At 53.7% G+C, this 15,152-nt stretch carries 13 protein-coding genes and 6 pseudogenes; 6 read left to right on the forward strand and 13 right to left on the reverse strand.

Annotated features, from left to right (window positions below):
- Positions 1–13 precede the first annotated feature (13 nt).
- Positions 14–634 (forward strand): dTMP kinase, encoded by a 621-nt coding sequence (locus tag FBY01_RS08710; RefSeq protein ID WP_145307058.1) that lies wholly within the window; start codon positions 14–16, stop codon positions 632–634.
- Between the two features lie 357 nt (positions 635–991).
- Entirely contained in the window at positions 992–1,585 is a 594-nt protein-coding gene (locus FBY01_RS08715; RefSeq protein WP_145307060.1) for an iron transporter, read from the forward strand.
- Between the two features lie 23 nt (positions 1,586–1,608).
- Here the strand turns inward: FBY01_RS08715 and FBY01_RS08720 are convergent.
- A pseudogene (locus tag FBY01_RS08720) lies at positions 1,609–1,974 on the reverse strand (response regulator); the annotation flags it as partial.
- Positions 1,975–2,036: 62 nt separating this feature from the next.
- Here FBY01_RS08720 and FBY01_RS08725 point away from each other — a divergent pair.
- Positions 2,037–2,816, forward strand: coding sequence for an SDR family NAD(P)-dependent oxidoreductase (locus FBY01_RS08725; protein ID WP_145307064.1), 780 nt, complete (start codon positions 2,037–2,039; stop codon positions 2,814–2,816).
- Between the two features lie 448 nt (positions 2,817–3,264).
- Here the strand turns inward: FBY01_RS08725 and FBY01_RS08730 are convergent, their stop codons facing one another.
- On the reverse strand, positions 3,265–3,717 hold the full coding sequence (locus tag FBY01_RS08730) for a PAS domain-containing protein (RefSeq protein WP_010460270.1): 453 nt from the start codon (positions 3,715–3,717) through the stop codon (positions 3,265–3,267).
- Positions 3,718–3,797: 80 nt separating this feature from the next.
- Complete coding sequence (locus tag FBY01_RS08735; protein ID WP_145307066.1) at positions 3,798–4,262, reverse strand: hemerythrin domain-containing protein; 465 nt, start codon at positions 4,260–4,262, stop codon at positions 3,798–3,800.
- Positions 4,263–4,863: 601 nt separating this feature from the next.
- Between FBY01_RS08735 and FBY01_RS08745 the strand changes: the two are divergent.
- Both FBY01_RS08745 and FBY01_RS08750 read left to right on the forward strand, forming a co-directional pair.
- Positions 4,864–5,170, forward strand: a pseudogene (locus FBY01_RS08745) (DUF1109 domain-containing protein); the annotation flags it as partial.
- Positions 5,171–5,325: 155 nt separating this feature from the next.
- Complete coding sequence (locus tag FBY01_RS08750) at positions 5,326–5,886, forward strand: lipocalin family protein (protein ID WP_145307070.1); 561 nt, start codon at positions 5,326–5,328, stop codon at positions 5,884–5,886.
- 264 nt (positions 5,887–6,150) lie between these two features.
- Here FBY01_RS08750 and FBY01_RS08755 read toward each other — a convergent pair.
- From FBY01_RS08755 to FBY01_RS31800, 4 genes and pseudogenes are all read right to left on the reverse strand, one after another.
- Positions 6,151–6,623, reverse strand: a pseudogene (locus tag FBY01_RS08755) (ATP-binding protein); the annotation flags it as partial.
- Between the two features lie 59 nt (positions 6,624–6,682).
- A pseudogene (locus FBY01_RS08760) lies at positions 6,683–7,046 on the reverse strand (IS21 family transposase); the annotation flags it as partial.
- A gap of 51 nt (positions 7,047–7,097) precedes the next feature.
- A complete protein-coding gene (locus tag FBY01_RS08765; RefSeq protein WP_145307072.1) occupies positions 7,098–8,942 on the reverse strand; it encodes a glycoside hydrolase family 15 protein in 1,845 nt (614 codons plus the stop codon).
- A 509-nt stretch (positions 8,943–9,451) separates the two neighbouring features.
- The gene (locus FBY01_RS31800) at positions 9,452–9,790 is read right to left on the reverse strand and encodes a hypothetical protein (RefSeq protein WP_256664402.1); all 339 of its coding nucleotides are present in this window, start codon (positions 9,788–9,790) and stop codon (positions 9,452–9,454) included.
- A gap of 234 nt (positions 9,791–10,024) precedes the next feature.
- Between FBY01_RS31800 and FBY01_RS08775 the strand changes: the two are divergent.
- A pseudogene (locus tag FBY01_RS08775) lies at positions 10,025–10,234 on the forward strand (transposase domain-containing protein); the annotation flags it as partial.
- A 189-nt stretch (positions 10,235–10,423) separates the two neighbouring features.
- Here the strand turns inward: FBY01_RS08775 and FBY01_RS08780 are convergent.
- From FBY01_RS08780 to FBY01_RS08805, 6 genes and pseudogenes are all read right to left on the reverse strand, one after another.
- Positions 10,424–10,717, reverse strand: coding sequence for a hypothetical protein (locus FBY01_RS08780; RefSeq protein ID WP_145307075.1), 294 nt, complete (start codon positions 10,715–10,717; stop codon positions 10,424–10,426).
- A gap of 15 nt (positions 10,718–10,732) precedes the next feature.
- A complete protein-coding gene (locus FBY01_RS08785; RefSeq protein ID WP_145307078.1) occupies positions 10,733–11,824 on the reverse strand; it encodes a DMT family transporter in 1,092 nt (363 codons plus the stop codon).
- Positions 11,821–13,191, reverse strand: coding sequence for an NAD(P)/FAD-dependent oxidoreductase (locus tag FBY01_RS08790; RefSeq protein WP_145307081.1), 1,371 nt, complete (start codon positions 13,189–13,191; stop codon positions 11,821–11,823). The genes FBY01_RS08785 and FBY01_RS08790 overlap by 4 nt, the downstream gene beginning before the upstream one ends.
- A 303-nt stretch (positions 13,192–13,494) precedes the next feature.
- Positions 13,495–13,680, reverse strand: a pseudogene (locus FBY01_RS08795) (IS5/IS1182 family transposase); the annotation flags it as partial.
- A gap of 250 nt (positions 13,681–13,930) precedes the next feature.
- Positions 13,931–14,509 carry a hypothetical protein gene (locus FBY01_RS08800; protein WP_224795479.1) on the reverse strand — a complete coding sequence of 193 codons (579 nt, stop codon included), beginning with the start codon at positions 14,507–14,509 and terminating at the stop codon, positions 13,931–13,933.
- Positions 14,510–14,892: 383 nt separating this feature from the next.
- Positions 14,893–15,132 (reverse strand): DUF3079 domain-containing protein, encoded by a 240-nt coding sequence (locus FBY01_RS08805; protein ID WP_145307083.1) that lies wholly within the window; start codon positions 15,130–15,132, stop codon positions 14,893–14,895.
- Positions 15,133–15,152 lie beyond the last annotated feature (20 nt).

Consider the following 15,152-nt stretch of genomic DNA (forward strand, 5'->3'; position numbering starts at 1 on the left):
CGTTATGTGAAGAATGAATCGTCCGCTGTTTGTTTCTCTAGATGGGCCCAAGGGAGCCGGCAAAACCACACTGTTGGAGGCCGTCACGAAAGTACTGAGGGCAGACAACAAAAAAGTGATCCGGCTTTGCGAGAAAAAAAGCGATCCCTACAGGGGTGAAACAATGGCCCTCGTGAACAAACTCGTCAGAAATCCCAGCCGGGATCTGGAGTTGGAAGTTTGTGAGCGCTTCGCCGATAGCCGTGCCTGGATCTCCCGGCACGTGCTGACTAAACAACCACCAGGCAGCATCATCTTGATTGATCGCTGGTATCCATCTGATGCCGCGTTTCGCCGGATAATCCCGTTTGCAGAGATTCTGCAGTTGAACATTGATCGAAACGTGCGAGTGCCAGACCTGCATGTCGGAGTTGTCACCGCCCCTGATGTTTCATGGGCGAGGGCAGCGGCACGACAGCGTGGGCTGAGCAGTACTGTGATCCATCGGTTGGAAGAACATGTCGCTTGTACCCAGGCGTTCGAACGAGCGATTGCAGATCACGGCTGGGTTTTATGCCGTAATGAAGGAACGATCGAAGCCGCAACGATGCAGGTGGTTTCGCAGATCAATGGAGTCCTTCGATGTGCCCTGTAGACGAAGTTCGCTGCGCCGGTCTTGCGTCGCTGACAGTTTTTACGTAGCAACGACGTCTTCAAGAAGGTGCCCGCGCTTTTACACACACGCACACACAGCCTGGACCAGAGGTCGGCAATCGAAAGCCTATGCGAGAGCAGCGTTGGTTCGCTGTTTGAAATATTACATTTCTGACAGCTAACCGGCAGTAGGCAGTCCGTGGGCTAGAGTGAAGTACCAACGTAGCTATTCAAAGGGCTTGCAGATGAGCTTAGCCATTGATGCTATTGCAAAGGTGATTGGTGGAAACGACAGTGAGATCTAATTGGCGTTGGAAATTGCATCCGCGATAGCTTCACTCAGCCAGGAGCACTTGAGATGACAAACACCCAAAAGTTGCTGTTCGCTATAGGATCCGCAATAGCACTGCCAGTCGCCACATGCCTTGCGCAAGCGGAAGAGCCGCAGATCAAGACGCTCACCTCACCGAAAGATCCAACGGAAAGCGCAGTTCTAATAGGTAGAGTCATCAACGACGGGCTGACAATCCAGTTGGAGCTTGAGGGCGCCGAAGCTATGTGGATGCAGATGGGAACACCTGCTCAGTGGAGTGAACATGTTCCCGCAAAGAACGAGCGGTATCATATTGAGATCAAGGTGACGGACAACGCAACCAAGACGCGACTCCCGTACTCCACGGTTACCTTCGCTGCGACGAACAAAGCCAATGGAAAGAGCGTAGAAACGATTCTACCGCCGATGTGGGGCGGCAGTGGTTTGCATTACTCTGAAAACAGCCCCTTAGCTGGTGATGGTGTTTACGCCGCCACGGTCACTGTTGGTGTTCCAACGTTCGCTCGTGAAATGCAGGACAAAGACCTGTGGTCGAAACCGGTAAACGCCCACTTTCACTTCAAATTGAAGGAAGGTGTGCTTGTCGAGGTATCAGAACCCGTCTCGGCAGCAAACTAGCGGAGCCCATTTTGCCGAAGGAGGGCGCAGATAAGGGATTTCGGAAGAACTTCACCACGGTGCTGGAGCATAAATTCCAATAATGAAAACTCTTTCGCCGTTAGGTCGATCCGTTTCCCTCCTCGAAACGCCTGATGCTTGAGTAGGTCAAGCTCAAGATCACCGATTACTAAATGGGGCTGACTGGATGGAGGGTCTGCTCTATGCAGCAAGACTCGGACTCTAGCAAGCAGCTCGAAGAACGCAAAAGGCTTGACCATGTAGTCATCAGCACCCAGATCCAACCCTTTAACTCGGTCTTCTACGCCATCGCGAGCTGAGAGGAACAACACTCGCATACTTACGCCTGCGGCCCGGATCTTTGTCAGGACGTCCCAACCGTTGAGTACCGCCATTAATAGGCTTTTTTGCTATCGTTGCATTAAATTGAGTGATCACAAAGGGATAAGAAATGGCGATTCCAATGTGGCAAGGTCAAGTTGCTCTGGTCAGCGGTGCGGGCAGTGAACGTGGTATTGGTCTAGCGATCGCCCGACGTTTGGGCCGCGAAGGCGCGCGAGTCTTGATCACTGCCAGCAGTGCGCGAATTCAGCAACGTGTCGCCGAGTTGCAGGCTGAAGGTATAGACGCTCGGACGATGGCAGCCGACCTGACTGACGAATTGCAAGTCAAAGCGCTGACCGATTGGGCTCATGAGCAGTTCGGCCATATCGACATTTTGGTCAATAACGCCGGCATGGCTATGGTCGGCAGCCCGGAACCCTTCGTCGAAGTGGCGGACATGGATTTGGCGACCTGGAATCTATCTCTGGCGCGCAACCTGACTACCGCTTTTTTGCTGACTCGTGCGGTGTTACCTGGGATGAAGACGCGCGGTTACGGACGTATCGTCCACATTAGTTCGACGTCCGGTACACGCGGAAGCAATCCAGGTGAGTCGGCTTACAGTGCGGCAAAAGCAGCAATGCTGGGGATGAATATGGCCCTGGCGCTGGAAGTCGGTAAACGGGGCATCACCGTCAACAGTGTTGCACCAGGCTGGATTGATACGGGAGCATTGACTGAAGAAGAAAGCCGCGCGGGTACCTACACTCCGATCGGTCGCGCCGGTCGTCCAGAAGAGGTTGCCGCTGCAGTGGCGTTTTTGGCGTCTCCGGAAGCCAGCTATATCACCGGTGAAGTGCTGGTGGTGGATGGCGGAAATTGTCTGATCGAAAACAAGGCGCCCTGACGTTAGCTTGGACTGCTGTCTTTTAGTGAGCCTACTATTTAACGAAGAAATCAAACGCGCAGATACTTGCTAGCCTTAAGCCGGATGCTAGTTCCGCCAGCGTTGAAATAGTGACTCAGGTTGAGCGATTACTTTCAGGTGCTTCCATACCAGAACATCCGTGCAGCCCAGCCATCCTTAAGCACCACGTTTGTCTTTCGATGACGTAGGGCATCGGCATACACCAAACTCGGCCGAAGGCCGGGCCATTGGCATCTCGCCGGATAGCTGGAATGGGCCATGATCTTGTGCACCATCTGATTACGATTACGGCAGTGCACAAATTATGGCGGATGATTGCGAGGGTGGGGGTGGTACGTTGCTTGAGAGTTCACCAGTCCCTGGTTCAGAAACAGGGACGTTTTTACGGGTGGATACTGGATCGTTAACCCATCAAGTGCGGATTCATCTAGGTTTTAGATTGTAATAGAGCCAGCTGGGTCTTCAGCTGTGCGACTTCAGCTTCCAGTTCACGCACTCGCTCCTTGGCCTCAACTTCGACGCTGACGTCCTTCTGGATACCGATGAAGTAGGTGAGTTGATCTGTGTCGTTGAACACTGGGGTGATCGACAGCTCGTTCCAGAAGGCGCTGCCGTCCTTGCGATAGTTGCGAATGACTTGGCGGCAGGGGAGCATGTTCCTTATCGCCTCGCGGATTACTGTCAAACCAGCTTGATTACGGTCATCACCCTGCAGGAAGCGGCAGTCCTGGTACAGGATGTCGTCAACGCTGTACCCCGTAAGGCGCTGAAAGGCGGGGTTGGCATAGATCAGGATGTTTTCGTCGCCTTCCTGCTCTGCTACCACGATGCCGTCGTTGGATGCTTCAACCACCAGTTTCAGCAGTTCTGCGTCGATCATTTTCAGAGCCCCAGTGAGTGACACCTCATTTTTAGCGGTTGAGTAGTAGCTAAATTTTTAAGGTCTACGGTAAGACCCAATTAATGCCACTGACGCTTTATTTCCTGCCACTGCTCGTCTGACAGCCACTTATCTGCCAACGGAAAGAAAATATTTTCCTCCGAGTCCATATGATCGAAATATTTTTTGATAAAGTCATCGATAGTGTCAGCAATTACTCTCGTTTCCTGAGTTGTGTCCTCCAACATCTTTAGCTGTCCAGCAATGCGCCCAAATGCTTGATGATCTCGCTCGATATCCTTGACCCGTTGGTGGATCGGCGCCTCAGTCGCTAGCAATGCCAGCCTAATAAGTTCTTCATTTTCATGGTGGTGTCGTTCTGCATCACCATGCATGGCTTCCAGCATCTTGAACAACAGCTTGCAGTCATCAGCACCATCGGATTCGGATTCATGCCTCATCTTCCTCAGCAACTCTTTGATCTGAGTGATTTTTATAGCCACCTCATGATGATATGCCTGAAGTTCTTTCAACAAGACGTTCATATCAAAACCTCTTAACGACACCAAACCATCACGACGAAATATTTCTTAACCCGCGACCTCAAAGGCAAAAAAAAATATCTATATTTATCAATGCCTTGTTAGCCGAGCTCACCAGCATGATTTAACATTATTATTATAGGCGAGCACAGAGCTCTCACCCCCTAAGATTTGCCCTTTGAAAAAAATTAAATATGAAATGAATAATCATATGTACCATTTTGATCTTTCAGATATTAGCCAGCGAATACGGAGGGAGAGAGCAGTGCCGCCCAAAAGGTAGATCCCGTGCCTTTTTTACGAAGCTTCCGATCGACTCATGTCCGGTCGTGTTCCTCATCGGAAACTGACAACGGTCGCTTGCGATGGCGGCTTATGGCCGCTAGTGGTGAAGGGGGCTTTTAAAGGGCGTGAAGATGATATCGAGATTTGTTGTTGTCCCTGCAATTCGAACGTAAACGGGATCCATGCGAAACGGATCGCGCTTCTACTGCCAGACTGCTCCTATAGGCTTCAATCTCTATGACAATGAGGAAAAGGTTCGGCTGAAGACCTCCTATCAGACCCGAGAAGAAGCCGAGGATCTATCGATGTACTCTTGGTAGCCCCACCTGACGACCGCGTAGCGATCATTCTCGGCCAAACCTGGAAGGTATGCGTGCTCAACATTACCTTGCTGTCGATTCCTGGGTTTATCGGTGTGTTTTTGGGCGCTACGCGGTCTTGCACCCACCAACCTGACGCTCTCAGGAGCCTGCGGTGGACTACTAGCAGGCTCAATGGCAACGATTGCTTACTTGCTTGGCTGCCCCGAGATGCAGATACCATTTTGGGGAGTGTGGTACTTGTTGGGCATGCTGGTGCCGACGTTACTAGGCGCATTACTCGGTCGAAGCTGGCTGCGCTGGTAAGTCTGTGCTTCACATGGCCGAACCCGATGCCGGTTTTTCTCTGATTGAGCTGGCTATAGCCTATCGTTGAGCTGAGAGGCCAATCTCCGTGCACCCGATTTCTCCGATAGCATTGGGGAATGCATCGTCGACCGCCAACCGTGAGCGTTAGTGCTATGCGCAGAGTAGTTCTCTACCTTTTTACTAGCCTGCTTTGGTCTGGATTGAGTTTTGCTATTCCCGGCGGTCAGGCAGACAGTTCCAGTCAGCCGTTGCAGCCTGTCGCCAGCATCGATCTGCCTCGGCTCATGGGTACCTGGTACGAGATCGCCCGCACTCCCAACCGGATTCAGAAAAAGTGCGCCGGTTTCACCCGAACCGATTTCCATCTACAGGTCGACGGTACGGTGCAAGCGGTCAACCGTTGTCGATTACGCGATGGCCAATTGCATCTTTCTCTCGCCACTGGTCGGCAAGTGGGTGCTCCGGACTCTCCCAGGCTCAAGGTGCGTTTCGCACCAGCGTGGATGTCGTTTCTCCCAGCAGTATGGGCGGACTACTGGATTATTGATATTGACGAACAATACCAATTGGTCGCCGTCAGCGAGCCCACTCGCAGATACTTATGGATTCTGTCGCGAACGAACCGAGTAAAACCGCAGGCCTACGCAGCACTGCTGGAGCGACTGAAAGACAAAGGCTTCATGGTGGAGCAGCTGCTGATGACACAGCAATAGCGTCGGGTTGCTGAGCAAATGGGTCGGAAGGGAGTACCTGGGTATCCGTCGGGCCAAGTCATCTACCCAGCCCCGCAAGGCCAAGACATGGTGTGTGTTGGCGCTGATTGAAAACTGACCCACCCTGCCGATTGAAAATTGACCCAGGGCGGATTGCTGATTTTTGTCCCAGCAGTTGTGGATAAGCTTAGCAGCAGTGTCCCGATTGAACGGTCATCAAGCCCCATCGCATAACGGCATGCGGCAGGGTGTTTATGGTGCAGATCAGAACGGTTCATCGTCCTCGATATCATCTTCGTCCTTGCGCTTTCGCTCACGTGATCTGATCTTTGTCTGCGCGCCAGTGTGCTGTGTTGCAGGCGGTAGGACTCGCTGCCCGTTTCGACGATGTGGCAGTGGTGTGTCAGCCGATCCAGCAACGCCGTGGTCATCTTGGCGTCACCGAACACGCTGGTGTGCTTGTACAGCTTGGACAGCAGGTGAAATAACAGCGCGCCGCCGCTCTGGCTGAAAGGCAAATACCCCAGTTCATCGAGTATCACCAGGTCTGTCCGAAGCAGCCCTTGAGCGATGCGGCCACTCTTGCCGTCGTACTTTTCACGCTCCAGCAGATTGACCAGATCCACTGTGGAGAAAAAGCGCGCGCGTATGTTATGCGTTGTGATTCTGGACATGGCCAGGGTGGTGGCCAGGTGTGTTTTGCCGGTTCCTGGCCCGCCGATGAACACCACATTCTGTTCCTTCCCAGGCGCTGGCCATGCCATGTAGACGCAGTTCGTTGAGTTCCGCCATAAGATCACGCATTGCGAGTCTCCTCATCGGAGGTACGGAGCCGGTCGTAGCGCGCCGTATTGGCGACAGGCGCTATCTTGAGTTGAATGCTGGTTTCGGCGGACGGAGGGGCTGCTGTCGATGTAAGTCGAGCCAGGACATTCAGGATGTGGTCGGCGCGCAGGCTGCCTGATTCAAGTACCAGTTCCACCGTCACCAACACGGCATCGAGCCCGACGATGGGCACCGCTGCCAGTACCTGCGTCATGACTCGGTCACCATTGTGTTGTCGTCTCAGGCCGCGCTTGAGACGCAGCAATGGCTTCGGCAGATCGGCAAACGGCACGCGCTCCAGGCTTGCGTTCGATAAGCGGCAACAGATAGTGGCGATTCAGAACATTTACGAACGGCATGCACGAAAACCAGTTGGTCTGTAATCCTCATTTGCGGGGTGCTGATGGCATGGCTTTCGTGGTGACCAGTCGCTCACGTTTGCGGCTCGATTCATCTAACTGTACCGACGCTAGAGAAAGTAATCTCGCGGTATTGACCAGCGCCATATGGCTAAGGGCCTGGGGGAAATTTCCAAGCATGTGTCCGCTGCGAGGGTCGAGCTCCTCGGCGAGCAGACCGACGTCATTGCGCAAAGCGAGAAGACGCTCGAATAGTGCCTCGGCTTCGACTTGACGACCGGTCACGGCTAGGCAGTCGGCTAACCAAAAGCTGCAAGGCAGAAAGGCACCTTCGCCTGGTGGTAGGCCGTCGACGGCCGTCGCGGTCTCAACACGGTAGCGCAGCACCAGACCGTCGACCACAAGTTCGCGTTCGATCGCAGCGATCGTGGATCGTACTCGAGGATCGTCGGGCGGCAGAAAACCTACCAGCGGGATTAGTAGTAGGCTGGCATCGACTGCCGTACTGCCGTAGTGCTGAATGAAACACTTACGTTTCACATCGAAACCAGCTTCGCAGACTTGCGCATGAATTTGGTCGCGGGTGCGACGCCAGATCTCAACGGGGCCCTCTAAGCCATAACGTTCGACAGCTTTTACCCCTCGGTCGAAGGCAACCCAAGCCATCACCTTCGAATGCGTGAAATGCCGTCGAGGGCCACGGACTTCCCAGATCCCCTCATCTGGCTCTTGCCAATGGCTGTCAAGATAGTTCAGCAAGGCACACTGGATGTTCCAAGCATGCGGTTGCAGCTCCTGCCCCGCTGCGCGCGCCAAATGTAGGGTGTCCATCACTTCACCATAAACGTCAAGCTGGAACTGCTCGGCCGCTGCATTACCAATGCGCACTGGCGCTGCCTGATGATAGCCAGGAAGCCATGCGATTTCGATTTCCTTCAGCCGGCGTTCGCCTGTCACGCTGTACAGGATCTGCAGGTCAGCCGGGCTGCCTGCTACGGCGCGCAGCAGCCAGTTGCTCCAGGCAAGAGCCTCGTCGGTATAACCTGCGAGTAGCAGAGCGTTTAGTGTGAAGGTCGCGTCGCGTAGCCAGCAGTAACGGTAGTCCCAGTTACGCACACCACCCGGGAACTCAGGTAGCGAGGTAGTGGGTGCCGCGACGATTCCGCCAGTAGGCTGATATATGAGTGCTTTTAGCGTGAGCAAGGAGCGCTGTACTGCTTCCTGCCAGCGGCACTCGAAGCGACAGAGCCCAGACCAGTTCTGCCAATGGAGTTCGGTTTGTTCCAGCGCACTTTCGGCGTCGATGGCGTGCTGCGCTGGCTCATGCGACGGTCGATAGTTGAGCACGAACGGCACGCGCTCACCGACGCCGATCTCAAAGTCGGCCCGTGAGGTCATCTGTTCGCCGCGTATGTGAACAGGAGTATGTAGTTCGAGAGTGTCTGGCCCGGCAGTCGCGAACAGCGCGCCATTTTGCTGTGTTACCCAGGGGACGATCGAGCCATAGTCAAAACGGATGACGAGCTCCATACCCATGGCTACTCGTCCCCGCAGGCCCACGACGATGCGCAATACATCCCAGCGCTCGTTCAATAGTGGCATGCAATCAATCACGCGCACGGCACCTGACGCGGTCTCGAAGTCTGTTTCCAGGATTAACGTACCTTCGCGATAGCGGCGACTTACCGAAGTGGTTTCATCGCGTGGGGCAATCGCCCAGCGCCCGTGCTCTGGATCACCTAACAGGGCTGCAAAGCAGGCGCCCGAGTCAAAATAGGGCAAGCACAGCCAATCGATCGAACCATCACGACCTACCAATGCAGCGGTGTGGCCGTCGCCGATAATAGCGTACTGCTCTATGGGAAGGGACATTGTTCACCCGCCGAGTAAGAAATTTGCCTGCCGCAATCGGCATTATCGAGCGTGGCTAGTAACGGCTGATGCTTGATTGAATTTCTTCCATTACTCGCTTCAGTTTAGGGGCTCGTAAAAAACGTTCGGGTTTATTAACTGCCTTGAATTTGCTGCCGTCGATGGTGGCCAGATGACCTTCCAGCAGTGCTAACTACTGATACAAGTCGGGTTTGTGGACAAAGACACGACGACAGCACCGGATCAGTGCTTTGTCCTCAACGCGCCTCTTGGCGAAAGCGCTTCATGGCGATCTCTTCGAGGGAAGTCTCTAAGAAATAGTAGCAGGGGGTTGGCTCGCGTGAAGCGGCCCAAGTATGCAACCGCGCGATACAAGACAATCTCAGTGCCATCGAACCAGCCCTAACCATTTTGGTAAAAAACAGATGCATAGCATCCCCCCAGCGCTGCCACCACCCCGTCCCCCCCGATTCTGGCCGTCATCCTATTCGCGGCGATAGACCGATAGGCTAATGGCAGCCGCTAAAGCAGTGTGATCGCGCCGTCGGAGCCCGCGCGCTGCCATGGCAGGCCCAACACCAACGCCTGAAGTTGCTCGGCATCCAGTTCCATTTCAGAGCCATGGCGAATGCCAGGCCAGTGAAATCGGCTTCGGCATCTGCACGCATTTGCTCTAGCTCTTTGTGAAAAGCCTTGTCCTGAACCGTGGGCTTACTGGTGTATGGCTTCCGTTCGGGTTCAGGCTGTGCTGCATAAGTCGTTACCGCATCAGGGTCGTGCTCTAGCTTTTCTTGAACTTGCGATTCGAGCATTGCACGTAGCGCATCTTTGTCGGGTCGAGTCAGCAATTTGTCACTCCTATGAGGAAACCAGGCACCCAGTAATCGACTAGGCCAGTGGCCGGTTGGGGAACATCCAATCGATCGTGTCGAAAATTTGGGCTGTAGATACCGCCACAGGATTTCAGGTCGAAGAGAAGAGGCGGATCATCAATTTCTTCCAACACGGCGATCGTGTGAAATTGGGAAGATGCCAGGGATGATTCCGTACTCGATCTTATCGGTCGTCTGGAGAGGGGAGTGCTCGGCTGTTCGAACTGGTTGTTCGCGGGCTCTTTACGCAGCGGTAAACGTGCAGTTGCGATCTTGAGTTTGATCCGGTCGGTACGGCTCAATGGACATGATCCGTATGCGTACTTGAAATATGTCCTCAATCGCCTGCAGACGCTGCGGGCGATTGAGATTACTGAGTTGCTGCCACACAGTGGGCGCCCGTTTAATCACGCAAGGTGACTTCGGCGGGCGCGCTTAACATTATTTAACGTGCATACAACTACAGCTTCGTCACAAAAGTCCGCGCCTGATACAGCGCAATGCTGCTGAGCACGATAATAAGGGCGACTGCGAGCATGTCGGCCCCCGGAAAACCCCAGAAATCAGACATAGTGCTTCCTTAATAATAATAGTAAGTGGCAACAACCATCAGGCCAGCGCAGTGTCGCGCATGCGTTGGCGACCAAAGTCGTTAATCCTGAACTTGAAAAGCACTCGGCCGGCACCAAAATAGGCCTGGTCATCAAGCTTCTCCTCAACACTTTCGATGATGCCGCTGGAGAACAGGTCTGTCAGGGTGACGCGAGTGTTGCCGCGCCAGTAGTCACCGCTAAGACCGTATTCACTCATCAGCGCATCGGTGATTTGCCAGTCCCAGATGCCGACGTCCTGCTGATCGTTGATCAACTGGAGAATGCGGCCCTTCATATGCAGCTTATTCATGGCCTGCTCCAATCATCACGAGTTAACTGCATCAACGGCGATGCTAGGTTTTTTGCTGTCGGTTGATACGGCGCGTACTACTTCGAGCACCTCATCACTTTCGGTGAACATCACAAACCCGCCCGCCACAAACAGCACCAAACCAGCCAAGAAGTTCCATTCGGGAAACTTCAGCGTGAAGGCAGCGAGGAAGATCACCGCAAACAAACCATACAGCGCGGCAATTGCTTGCCCGCGGCCGACGCCAATCAGTGGGAACGACTTGTACCAAGAGACGTAGCAGAAGGCGAAAGTCACTCCTGCTAACGTCAGCCAGCCGATGGCGGCCCAATTGAATGTGGCGACAACAAGTTCAACTACCGGTTGATCGGTAAATAAATAGATGGCCGGCAAAATCAGTGCGACCCAATACAGCACTTCGGCGGTAAAACGCACCGTAATGCCTACATCCGGGTCGGCAACATCGAGCCCGCGACCGGCGATTGCGCCTTCTACACCCCAACCAATAGCAGCCATTGCACCGCCTAAATAGCCCAGCCAGCCGGTGTCACCGGTGCCGGTGACTTCAGCAATGATGCCGGGTGCATACACCGTCACACCGCCGGCCAAGATGATGAAAATACCCACGGCTGCGCGCCGGGTGATTTTCTCCTGGTACCAGAGCCTGGCCAGCGTTGCGCCAATGATGGGGTACATCAATGCGGAAATAGCCGCGAAAGCCCCGCCGATATAACCGATCGCCAAATACGAGCCAAAGATGGCCATCGGGCCGCCAAAGATGGCGCCGATGAAGAACCACTTAGAGATGTAACGCATCTGTTTGATGGTGCGAACGTACTCTCCCCACTTGCCCAGTACCCCGTTCCAAACGAACAGGAAGAACAACACAGCAACGGCGTTGAAGGTTGTCAACACTGCTGCCGCCAACAGGAACTCGGCATTGGTGTCGTACTTCAGGTCTACATAGGGCGCTTCGAACCAAACTGCGGAGCCTGGCACATACCAAGCCCCCCAGAGCACGGCGCACCACAATGCCCACGTAAAACCCCAGCGGATGCTGCTGGTGGTGAAGCGCGACCGTGCCTGGCTCAGGCTTGGCTGATTCATGTAGATACCTTTGCAGGCTTCGATTGCTTGCCGTGCAGGAAGGCTTCCAGTGAATCGTCCATCGCATCCATCCACGGCGTGTGATGCACGGGCGCCATGGTGCCGGTCAGCGTGGAGCGGTAGCTTTTGTTGCGATAGCCGAGGATGTCCGCATCTTTGTCATGCTCCCACTCTTTGAAGATATCAGCCACGGCGAGAACATCGAAAGGCGGGTAATCGGTGGGCTCAAGCAGGTCGAGTATGTAGGCGGCTTGATAGTCGATGGCTTCAAAGGGATCGGCCACTTGCTCTTCGCGAGCCACCCATTCACGGGTGTCACTGGCCATGGTTTGTTCTGCTGGCAGCTTGATGCGGCCAAGCATAATGTCCCGGGCATACCAGGCCTGGGCATCGAACATGTTGAAGGTGTAGTACTGATCCTGCATGCCGAGGAACATTAGCTTCGGATTGGCCAAAGACACGATGCCTTTGTACAAGCCTTCCGGGTAGAGCCGGTTGCGCGTGGTCAGCGTTAACTCGTTGGGCAGGAACGGGAAGTGATGCTGATACCCGGTGCACAGGATGATCGCGTCGACCTCTTTGCTGGTGCCATCCTTAAAATGTGCGGTCTTGCCGACCACATGGGTGAGCAACGGTACTTCGGCAAAAGATTCCGGCCAATCAAAGCCCATAGGCTTGGTGCGATAGCTGAAAGTAACCGACTTGGCGCCGTACTTATGGCACTGCGTGCCGATGTCTTCTGCCGAGTAACTGCTACCAACCAGCAACAAATTTTTGCCTTGAAACTCGCACGCATCGCGGAAATCATGGGCGTGCAATACGCGACCGGGGAACTGCTCCAAGCCTTCGAAGTAGGGCGCGTTGGGGGTCGAGAAGTGCCCGGTGGCGACGATTACGTGATCGAATTCTTCGGTGATCAGTTGGTCTTGCTTGAGGTCGCGCACGGTGACCGCGAACTTGCCGGTGCTCTCGTCATAGGCAACCCAATGCACCGCTGTATTGAAACGGATGTGCTGTCGCACGTTGCTTTTGGCTACGCGGCCGATGATGTAGTCTCGCAACACGGCGCGTGGCGGGTAGGAAGGAATCGGCCGGCCGAAGTGTTCTTCGAAACTGTAATTGGCGAACTCCAGGCATTCCTTGGGGCCGTTTGACCAGAGATATCGGTACATGCTGCCATGGACGGGCTCGCCATACAGATCTAAACCGGTGCGCCAGGTGTAATTCCACAGACCGCCCCAGTCACTCTGCTTTTCGTAGCAAACGATCTCGGGGGATTCAGCGTCGTCGCAACGGGCCGCCTCAAAAGCACGTAACTGTGCCAAGCCGCTAGGGCCGGCGCCAAGAATGGCAACTCTAAAAGTCATAAAGACTCCTTTCTTCAGGCGGTTCATCGCGCGCGGGATCTTGTCCCAGGCGACGACTGAGCGCGGAAAAGAGTGACGCTCGTGCCGGTAACGGTCGGGCCATCAAGCTCTGAGTGATGCGCACCAAAATCGGCTTAACCGATGGTGCAATGTGATGAAGGCAGCATCTGTCGGTGAAACAGAAGGCCGGGGGTGGGCAGGCCACCAATGAAGCGCGGGTTCTCGAGAAAACGCTGGAAGGCAGCGTTCGATCCGGTCAAACAGGAGAAAAAATGCTTGAAACCGGTCAGAACGTTAACACACCTGAAGTAGGGAGAAGCCTTTTTCCTGCAGATAACCATTGATCATGGTGAAGATCGCATGGGCCAACTTATGTATTTCCAGCAGGTGCCGGAAGGTCATGATCGTGGTGTCTTCGGAGTTAGGCGCGCTGATGGTCAGGCATGCGAACTGACGTATTGGCGCGATTTCATATAGCGCTTCCTCCATCCTTCGAGCCACCGGCTCGGCTCAGTACGTCAGATGAATCCCAGTTGGTCATCGCACGAATCGCTTGAGTGACAGGCGACTCGCTATCACTTGCACTCAGAGAGCTCTGTCGGTGCGGGGTACAGCAGTGGTAGCTCGAAAGAACCTTCGGTAGAAGTTCCGCTCTGACACATTATTTAACATAATATACATTATGCGTAATATCTTATATGGGGCTGGGGGGCTGTGGTGATCAGATTTGAAGGCAGGCTCAAAGGTTGTCCGGCTCCTGATCGGAATCCGGCAACTGCTCCAGCGGCGGCATTCCATAAAACACGATGAACATATCTTTGCTGCCCAGCTCACGATACCAGTGCACAACGTCCTCAATCAGTTCGTCCAAGACACCGATCAAAATATCGTCGTAACCTCCAGGAGCACCGGCTTCATATCGATAACGCGCATTGGTGAAAACTTCACGATCCTTCTCGATCCAATGCTCGTGACGATCAAGCCGAATATGCTGCCTGATCGGTTCAGGTATCGCGTGAAACAACGTAAGCAGATCGTGCTTATTTGGCCCTCTGTCTTTCCGATAAACCGGAATTCTGTCTGTCGCTTTCAAATGCTCATGCGCAGCTTTTATTGCTACCAGGTCTAGTTCGTAAGTTTCATTAACCTGGCCAAGGTTGCCATTGGGTTTTGACACGAAGCTTTTGAGCAGGATTTCCATGCCAATTGCAGCATTGATCTGCGCAATGTCCAGCATGTCATGGCCACGTCTAAGGTGCTTCGCAGCCTTCAAATAGCGATAAGCGCTTTCAACCATCCAGGGCGATAAATATGTCATTACAACAATCTTTTCACTCGTTTTCGTTCAGCTCTTAGAAGCCAAAGCCAGAAGCTTCACAACGCTGGAGCCCCTGATTTACTTGGCTTGTTACCGATTACACGTGTCTGCTTGAAGCTTTGAAAGATACCGGACATGATTGAAAGATAGCGACCAAGGAAGAACGACCCCTAGTTCATTTAATGCGCTACCCTTCCCCACTAATAACGGACAATTATAACTAAACTAAATGCCTATTTAGTTTATTTATATTAATGTGACGAAATCGCATCGATGATCGATGTGATGTTTTTTTGAGCAGCCTGCCAGCTATCCGAACTAAATATCCTAAAAAATGGTAACTAACAGCATGAAGCTGTCTGGTTGTTTGCTTCTGTCACCCGCTACTCGCTCCGACTGCCAGTCCAGGTGTCCGCAACATCATCTGTCGGCTTTTCAGTAGTGATGAGCTTCTCGATGCCCCAGTCACCAGGCACATTCCAATCCTCGCCGAAAAGTTCGGCCGGGTGCATCGTACGGTCGGAACCATTGCCGCAGGCCAGGGACTTCGCCGGACAATAACGGTCGCACCCCCAAAAAATCCGTTCGGGGTGCTTGGGGTTGATGGGGAAGTTCTTGGCCATGCCGATCTCCGGTCATTGGG

Source organism: Pseudomonas sp. SJZ077, assembly GCF_007993905.1.
GTDB classification, from domain to species: domain Bacteria; phylum Pseudomonadota; class Gammaproteobacteria; order Pseudomonadales; family Pseudomonadaceae; genus Aquipseudomonas; species Aquipseudomonas mandelii.

Coding starts and splice junctions, on each gene's coding strand:
- FBY01_RS08710 (WP_145307058.1), top strand. CDS start 14: ATGAATCGTCCGCTGTTTGTTTCTCTAGATGGGCCCAAGGGAGCCGGC.
- FBY01_RS08715 (WP_145307060.1), top strand. CDS start 992: ATGACAAACACCCAAAAGTTGCTGTTCGCTATAGGATCCGCAATAGCA.
- FBY01_RS08725 (WP_145307064.1), top strand. CDS start 2,037: ATGGCGATTCCAATGTGGCAAGGTCAAGTTGCTCTGGTCAGCGGTGCG.
- FBY01_RS08730 (WP_010460270.1), bottom strand. CDS start 3,717: ATGATCGACGCAGAACTGCTGAAACTGGTGGTTGAAGCATCCAACGAC.
- FBY01_RS08735 (WP_145307066.1), bottom strand. CDS start 4,262: ATGAACGTCTTGTTGAAAGAACTTCAGGCATATCATCATGAGGTGGCT.
- FBY01_RS08750 (WP_145307070.1), top strand. CDS start 5,326: ATGCGCAGAGTAGTTCTCTACCTTTTTACTAGCCTGCTTTGGTCTGGA.
- FBY01_RS08765 (WP_145307072.1), bottom strand. CDS start 8,942: ATGTCCCTTCCCATAGAGCAGTACGCTATTATCGGCGACGGCCACACC.
- FBY01_RS08780 (WP_145307075.1), bottom strand. CDS start 10,717: ATGAATAAGCTGCATATGAAGGGCCGCATTCTCCAGTTGATCAACGAT.
- FBY01_RS08785 (WP_145307078.1), bottom strand. CDS start 11,824: ATGAATCAGCCAAGCCTGAGCCAGGCACGGTCGCGCTTCACCACCAGC.
- FBY01_RS08790 (WP_145307081.1), bottom strand. CDS start 13,191: ATGACTTTTAGAGTTGCCATTCTTGGCGCCGGCCCTAGCGGCTTGGCA.
- FBY01_RS08800 (WP_224795479.1), bottom strand. CDS start 14,509: ATGACATATTTATCGCCCTGGATGGTTGAAAGCGCTTATCGCTATTTG.
- FBY01_RS08805 (WP_145307083.1), bottom strand. CDS start 15,132: ATGGCCAAGAACTTCCCCATCAACCCCAAGCACCCCGAACGGATTTTT.